General features: G+C 41.8%; 8 protein-coding genes. 2 read left to right on the top strand and 6 right to left on the bottom strand.

Going from position 1 to position 6,654, the window contains the following annotated elements; translation table 11 throughout:
* From MICAI_RS08035 to queF, 6 genes are all read right to left on the bottom strand, one after another.
* The coding region (locus MICAI_RS08035; protein ID WP_039899832.1) for an NACHT and WD repeat domain-containing protein at window positions 1-1,883 on the bottom strand (1,883 nt) is incomplete at its 3' end.
* 65 nt (window positions 1,884-1,948) lie between these two features.
* Complete coding sequence (locus tag MICAI_RS08040; RefSeq protein ID WP_008200182.1) at window positions 1,949-2,344, bottom strand: hypothetical protein; 396 nt, start codon at window positions 2,342-2,344, stop codon at window positions 1,949-1,951.
* 26 nt (window positions 2,345-2,370) lie between these two features.
* The gene (locus tag MICAI_RS08045; protein ID WP_008200183.1) at window positions 2,371-2,793 is read right to left on the bottom strand and encodes a hypothetical protein; all 423 of its coding nucleotides are present in this window, start codon (window positions 2,791-2,793) and stop codon (window positions 2,371-2,373) included.
* A gap of 37 nt (window positions 2,794-2,830) precedes the next feature.
* Complete coding sequence (locus tag MICAI_RS08050) at window positions 2,831-3,532, bottom strand: substrate-binding domain-containing protein (protein ID WP_008200185.1); 702 nt, start codon at window positions 3,530-3,532, stop codon at window positions 2,831-2,833.
* A 36-nt stretch (window positions 3,533-3,568) separates the two neighbouring features.
* Window positions 3,569-3,919 carry a hypothetical protein gene (locus MICAI_RS25810; protein ID WP_008200188.1) on the bottom strand — a complete coding sequence of 117 codons (351 nt, stop codon included), beginning with the start codon at window positions 3,917-3,919 and terminating at the stop codon, window positions 3,569-3,571.
* A 417-nt stretch (window positions 3,920-4,336) separates the two neighbouring features.
* Window positions 4,337-4,732 (bottom strand): preQ(1) synthase, encoded by a 396-nt coding sequence (queF, locus tag MICAI_RS08055; RefSeq protein WP_002740916.1) that lies wholly within the window; start codon window positions 4,730-4,732, stop codon window positions 4,337-4,339.
* Between the two features lie 227 nt (window positions 4,733-4,959).
* Here queF and MICAI_RS08060 point away from each other — a divergent pair, with 227 nt between their 5' ends.
* Window positions 4,960-6,141: a M20 family metallopeptidase gene (locus MICAI_RS08060; protein ID WP_008200196.1), complete on the top strand. Its 1,182-nt coding sequence runs from the start codon at window positions 4,960-4,962 to the stop codon at window positions 6,139-6,141.
* Window positions 6,142-6,163: 22 nt separating this feature from the next.
* A complete protein-coding gene (locus tag MICAI_RS08065) occupies window positions 6,164-6,628 on the top strand; it encodes an MEKHLA domain-containing protein (RefSeq protein WP_008200198.1) in 465 nt (154 codons plus the stop codon).
* The last annotated feature ends 26 nt before the right edge of the window (window positions 6,629-6,654 follow it).

The raw sequence follows: 6,654 nt of genomic DNA on the forward strand, positions 1-6,654 counted from the left end.
AAAGTCTTGCCGTCGGGACTAAAATTAACGCTATAGACAGCGCTATCATGCCCCTTGAGGGTGCGGATTTCTTGGCCTGTTTCTACATTCCAGAGTTTGATAGTGTTGTCATCACTACCGCTCACCAAAGTCTTGCCGTCGGGACTAAAACTCACACTATTGACACTGCCATTATGCCCTACTAAGCGATTAGATTCCCTTCCTTCAACCAGAATCTTCTGCAAAGCATCAATTACCTTCGTGTTGCTTGCGTTGTGTTTCTGCAAAATTTTTCCTGCCTTAATCGCTTCAACAATAGCATCTAATTCTTTTCCCTCTTCATTAAAGAGATGCAAAGAATAACCACTGAGAGAATTTGCTAAACTAAGTTCTGTATCAACTTCGCGCCGTTTTCTTTCTGCTTCGATTTTTTCTCGTTGCTTTTGATAGTGATAACTAGCTTTAATAAATTTTACGGCTACATCATCTAAATTAGAAAGTGATTTTTCTTTGATAAGATTGACAATCCTTTTCAGTTTAGAACCTCCCCAAAGCTCACTACTCGCTTTTACTGCATCTTGCTTCTGTAAATCATCCCACTGTTTAGCATCAGCATATAAACGACTTCTGAGAACAATTATCTCCTCTTTTTCTCGAATTAAATTCTGTAACACTTTCCAAGAACGAATTAACGCCTCATGCGCTACCTCAACCGTTGCTTTCCCGTCTTCTCCCTTACTCACCAAAAGACGATTATCTATTAATTGATAGAGAACCTCCCTTTGCATTTCCTCCTGTTCAAAACTCGATTTATCCGCCCTTATGCTAACCGCTTCTTTCCCTTCTAAACTAATTAACTCTAGAAAAATTTCCTCTGCTGCTTTCCGTTGCTGTTCATTAAATTGACTATAAATTTTATCCGCTTGTTTTTCTAGCGCACCCGTTACCCCACCAATCTCTTGATAAATCTTATTATTTAAAACCCGCTCTTGAATATGATCTTTTTCCCACAATAAATCTAATGTATATTGTAACAGAGGTAAAGAGCCAGCCTGTTCATAAAAATCGGCAATAATTTGATTAATTAATCCCTTTTCAAAGATTACCCCATTTCTCGCCGCCGGTTCAGCAATAGCTAATCTTAACTCACTTTCGTCCATATCCGTTAACATCTTGCTATACTGATCATGGATTTTTCCTAAACTGGGATAAGGACTTAATTTATCTAAAAAATCCGCCCTCATCGTCATCACAATTTTAACTAAACTATCATTATTTTCAATTAATTTAATCAAACTTTTAATGAAAATATCTCTTTCAGTTTTCGGTGTACGAGTAAATAATTCCTCAAATTGGTCAATAAAAATAAACCATAAATCAGAATTATTTTTTAATCCTTCAACCACCTTAATTAAAGTCTCTTCCTTAACAGCTTGTGCTAATTTCGCTTGGGATTGTTTATATCTATTTGCCAAAAGACAACCATAGAAAGACTCAAAGGGATTAACATCAGGAACAAAAGTTAAATTAACCAATTTATTCGCGCCAAAATTATCCTTTAACTTAGGAATTAAACCCGCTTGAACTAGAGAAGACTTACCACTTCCCGACGCACCTAAAAGCAATAAAACATTCTTTTGCTTTAAATAATCAGTTAACTCAATAATCCAATTATCTCGCCCAAAAAACCTATCCTTATCATCTACCTCAAACTTCCTTAAACCCAAATAAGGTGAACCCGTAATTAAAGTTTGAGCTTGAATCTCAACTCCTGACTTTTGGGTGATAATATATTGATTGATTACACCGCCACTAATATCACCCGCAATTCCCTTAAATTCACCATCACCAATAAGACCTTTAACATCACCCCCTATTTCTAAATAATAACTTTTATCAGTCATTTTTGCTACCCCAAAATTATTCTTTTCAAGTTAACTTTAAATTGCAGTTTTAGAATTAGCACTCTTTAAGGACTTCCTACTAAACCAAACAATTTAGCCAAACCGCCTAAAATCGTTACAATTAAAGCGACTAAAATCCCTCGACTGACGAACTCTTGATTCTCTAAGCGCTTTTCCACGCCATCAATTTTTCCCTCTAAACGCTTCTCAATACCATCAATTTTTCCCTCTAGACGCTTCTCGACACCATCAATTTTTTCCTCCAGACGCTTCTCAATACCATCAATTTTTTCCTCCAGACGCTTCTCGACACCATCGATTTTTTCCTCCAGACGCTTAATTTCACCTTTAACTTCACTAAGTTCAATCTTAATATCAGTAACATCTTTTTGAAGATTGTCTAACTTTTGATTGATTTGAATTAGAAAATCTTTAAGTTCTACCTCAACAGTAATTGACATAAATTTCCCTCCTAAATAATCCTCAACTAATTAATGTTCTGACCAATATTTCCACCACTAATATCTCCTGCAATTCCCTTAAAAGTACCATCTCCCACCATTCCTTTAATATCACCACCAACATTAATATTATACTTACCTGCGGCAAATTCTTCAGGTTTTAATTGCTTAAGTAATGCTTCTGCTGTCTTAATAACCTCTGCATCTCTATCAATTTTTGCCTCAAGTAACTCTTCTTTGAGCAGTGTTTTTACCCCCTCTGAATCTGGTTTTTTCTCATGTTTATCGACGATATCACTATCATCTGTTTTCCCTTTTTCTGCAAATTTCTTCTTAATCAACGCTTTTAAACTCTCATAAGCATCCTTAACGGCTGTTCCTGCCGTATCCTTAGCAGCAGCAACCGCACCAGCAGCCAACGCAGCGAGAATTAGAGAAATCGGTTCCATTGCCTGAGACTCCAAATTAGATATTGCTAACTCAATCTTAGATCAAAGCAAAGTATCTGACGCGATTATGGCGCAGGTATTGGGCGCGGATGGCTTGCTGAAAAGCTAATTCATTCAGTTGATTACGCTTCTGGGGACATTGGGAAGACGGGATCGAAGGTTCTTGATAGGGGGCAACTAACTTATTTTCGCTTTTACCGAGGGGTAAAGTTTTAATTCCACACTGGGGAACTACTTCCGGTGCAGAAGCATAGTAAATTCCTCCTAAATTTTGGGAAACTTTTCTGAGAGCGGAATTTGTACTATAAACGTACTTAATATTATCCCCAAAATCGGCTTTTTCTAAAACCTGATCGATAAAAAATTCCACGGTTCCCCCATCTTCCTTGCGTCGGGAATAGGGAATAATGGCTAAATTAGGCCCGCCCACTTGCCGCCAATTGCTAATTTTTCCTGTATAAATATCTTTTAACTGGGTAATTGTTAGACCGGAAACCGGTAAATCAGGATGAACTGCGATCGCAATTCCATCGATAGCCACGGGAACCTCTTTTAAGGTCAATCCCCGTTGTTGAGCGCGTTGTATTTCCTCATCTTTGAGCGATCGAGATGCTTGGGAAAAAGCCAATTGATTCTCGATTAACATCCGAATACCGCTGCCGGTGCCGGGGGTTCCCGTAGTGGGATCGGTATAGACAAGGCGAAATTTCGGCCAGACTTGCTGGATAATAAAGTCCACTTCCGGCTCTCCCAGCTTTGGTGGGTAAAATGTATTCTAAGATACATTTCTCAAGAGCGAGGGGGTGGAACGAACCACAAAGACACAAAGGACACAAAGATCGATCGATCCTATGTCAATTAAACTTATCACACAGAACCTAGAAGAGCCCACTTCCTTGCGAATCGGGGCCCAAGTGGTACTTCCCCCGTAGTTAAATAATCCTTCCGGGACATTTTTAACTGCACCTAAAGTTTCAGAAATTTGACTATTCGAGGAGGAAGAATTAGATCGATCATTGAGATTGGGAAAGGTTTTGTTGAGCAACCACCAAGCAATTCCTCCTAAAAGTGCCGATGTCACCATAACCGTCAACAGCAGCGGAAGAATTTCATTTTTCTGGGACATAAAATCAGGATCAGGCTTCGGACTACTTTAATGATAATCCCAGCTTTTTTTAATGACCCTAACTTTTACAATTCTTTCGGGTTGTGCCAAGGGTTAAGGATAAACCATAGAGACACGAACAACAGAAAGGAGAGGATAGATTCGATGAGTAATACTAAACCCGGTTATTAAAAACTGATTATTTATTCTCCCTTTTGCCTCTTGCCTCTTGCATGAGTGCCTGTCCTGATATGTAAGCCTATACTCAACGGATTTAGTATAAAACCTATCAGACAAAGGACAAGATAGCGATATAACCTGCTTGAGCATCTTCTCCTGTTGACTGGCTACAGACCTTCGAACAGCAAAAAACTTGAACAACAAAAACTAGAACAGCAAGGGATGGAGGCAACCCCATCCCCAAACTAGACAATTATGCTATTCTTTTTTATACATCACCTCCACCACGGTATGTACGTTACCTCTGGGATGAAAATCCCCCTTAACTTTCATCTGCAAGGGTTCGCAAGCGGCCACCAAATCATCTAAAATTTGGTTAATTGCTTCTTCGTGGGAAATATAACGATCGCGATAACTATTAATATAAAGTTTAATCGCCTTTAATTCCATCACCTTTTGATCGGGAACGTAGCTAAGATAAATGGTGGCAAAATCAGGATAACCGGAAAAGGGACACTTACAGGTATATTCCGGCAGAGTGATCTGAATATCGTAATTTCTGCCAGGACGTGGATTGGGGAAAGTAATTAATGTTCCTTCGGCAATTTCTCTTTCCCCGTACTTAACCTCAATTTTTTCGGAAGACTGAACCATGTTTTTTCCTAACTAGACAATGTTTCCTATCATAGCTGGAATATTCTCTCAAGAGGCGTTACCGAATCAACAGATGAATAGTAACTCCTGCATCCTATTGACAAATTAGCTTAGTCCAGGGTTGAAAGAATGCCGAGAAGACAATGCAGACTTAAAATCAGCCAAGTCGAATTTTCAGGTAAAAAATGCTCTATGATTAACTCTAAAGATACTGTAAAACTGGTTTCATGCTCTCCGAGATTAAAAACATAGCCGAGAGTCTCGCACCCCGATTAGTGGAGATTCGCCGCCACATTCACGCGAATCCAGAGTTAAGCGGGCAAGAATATCAAACTGCCGCCTATATTGCTGGGGTTTTGTCTTCCTGTGGTCTATCGGTGCAGGAGGCAGTGGGAAAAACGGGAGTTAAGGGAGAATTGGCCGGAAAAGGCAGTGATCGAAGGATTTTAGCCATCCGGGCCGATATGGATGCCCTACCGATCCAAGAAAGAACCGATTTAGACTTTGCTTCCCGTAAACCGGGGATTATGCACGCCTGCGGTCACGATGTTCATGCTACCGTCGGTTTAGGGGTGGCGATGGTGCTTTCCCGTCTCTCGGAACCTTTGGGGGGAAAAATACGCTTTCTCTTTCAACCGGCAGAGGAAATCGCTCAAGGGGCCAGTTGGATGATTCGGGAGGGGGTGATGCGGGATGTCAGTGCCGTTTTCGGGCTGCACGTTTTCCCCTCGATTCCGGCCCGATCGATCGGGGTTCGTTACGGGGCCTTAACCGCGGCTGCCGACGATCTGGAGATCTTTATTCAAGGGGAATCCGGCCACGGGGCCCGGCCCCACGAGGCCATTGATGCTATCTGGATCGCTTCCCAAGTAATCACCACTTTGCAACAGGCAATTAGTCGGACTCAAAACCCCTTGCGTCCCATTGTCCTCACCATCGGCCAGATTAGCGGTGGTCGCGCCCCCAACGTCATCGCCGATCAGGTACGCATGGCGGGAACCGTGCGATCGCTGCACCCAGAAACCCACGCCCATCTCCCAGAATGGATCGAGGGTTTGGTCACGAATGTCTGTAGCACATATAACGCTAAATGTCAAGTAAAATATCGTCGGGGCGTGCCATCGGTACAAAATGACCAATTTTTAACCCGTTTGGTGGAAGAAGCTGGTTTAGAAGCTTGGGGACAGGATCGGGTTTTAATTCTCTCGGAACCCTCCATGGGGGCCGAGGATTTTTCCCTTTATTTGCAACAGGCCCCGGGGACAATGTTCCGTCTGGGAGTGGGTTCTCCTCACCTCCTCAATCCCCCCCTTCACCATCCGGAATTTTTAGTGGATGAGTCGGCAATTCTGACGGGAGTGATTACTTTGGCCTACGCGGCCTATAAATATTGGCAAAGGGAAGGTTAAACCGGTTTTTCAAGATAATTTTATGGAAATTTGGGAAGATTTAGCTATTATAGCTTGGACAGAATTGCTGCTGGATAGTTATGAACAGTTAATCGGGCGATCGCTTTTGCCCCGGATCGGTACTGGCAAAGAACAGAGTAAAATGCTCTTTTATGCCCCTTTTGTTCTGGTTTCCCACGGTACACAAACTAATCCGATCTTCAATTATGGTAATCGCGGTGCCCTCGATCTCTGGGGTTTAACTTGGCCAGAATTATTAACAACTCCTTCGCGAGCAACGGTACAGGGGGAGGAACCCGCCCAAGAACGCCAAAAAATGCTGGATTTAGTCAAAAAACAGGGCTATATCAACGATTATCACGGGGTAAGGATCACGAAAAATGGTCAACTATTTCGCATTGAAAAAGCGATCGTTTGGAATATCATCGATCGTGATGGCATTTATTGCGGACAGGCTGCCACTTTTGCCGATTGGATTTTTCTCTGATTTAAGCACCCCGCTCCCTTCTCCCC

Source organism: Microcystis sp. T1-4 (genome assembly GCF_000297435.1).
GTDB lineage: Bacteria > Cyanobacteriota > Cyanobacteriia > Cyanobacteriales > Microcystaceae > Microcystis.

Excerpts from the sequence above, each read along its gene's own strand:
- MICAI_RS08045 (WP_008200183.1), bottom strand. The coding sequence starts at position 2,793 with ATGGAACCGATTTCTCTAATTCTCGCTGCGTTGGCTGCTGGTGCGGTT.
- MICAI_RS25810 (WP_008200188.1), bottom strand. The coding sequence starts at position 3,919 with ATGTCCCAGAAAAATGAAATTCTTCCGCTGCTGTTGACGGTTATGGTG.
- MICAI_RS08040 (WP_008200182.1), bottom strand. The coding sequence starts at position 2,344 with ATGTCAATTACTGTTGAGGTAGAACTTAAAGATTTTCTAATTCAAATC.
- queF (WP_002740916.1), bottom strand. The coding sequence starts at position 4,732 with ATGGTTCAGTCTTCCGAAAAAATTGAGGTTAAGTACGGGGAAAGAGAA.
- MICAI_RS08065 (WP_008200198.1), top strand. The coding sequence starts at position 6,164 with ATGGAAATTTGGGAAGATTTAGCTATTATAGCTTGGACAGAATTGCTG.
- MICAI_RS08060 (WP_008200196.1), top strand. The coding sequence starts at position 4,960 with ATGCTCTCCGAGATTAAAAACATAGCCGAGAGTCTCGCACCCCGATTA.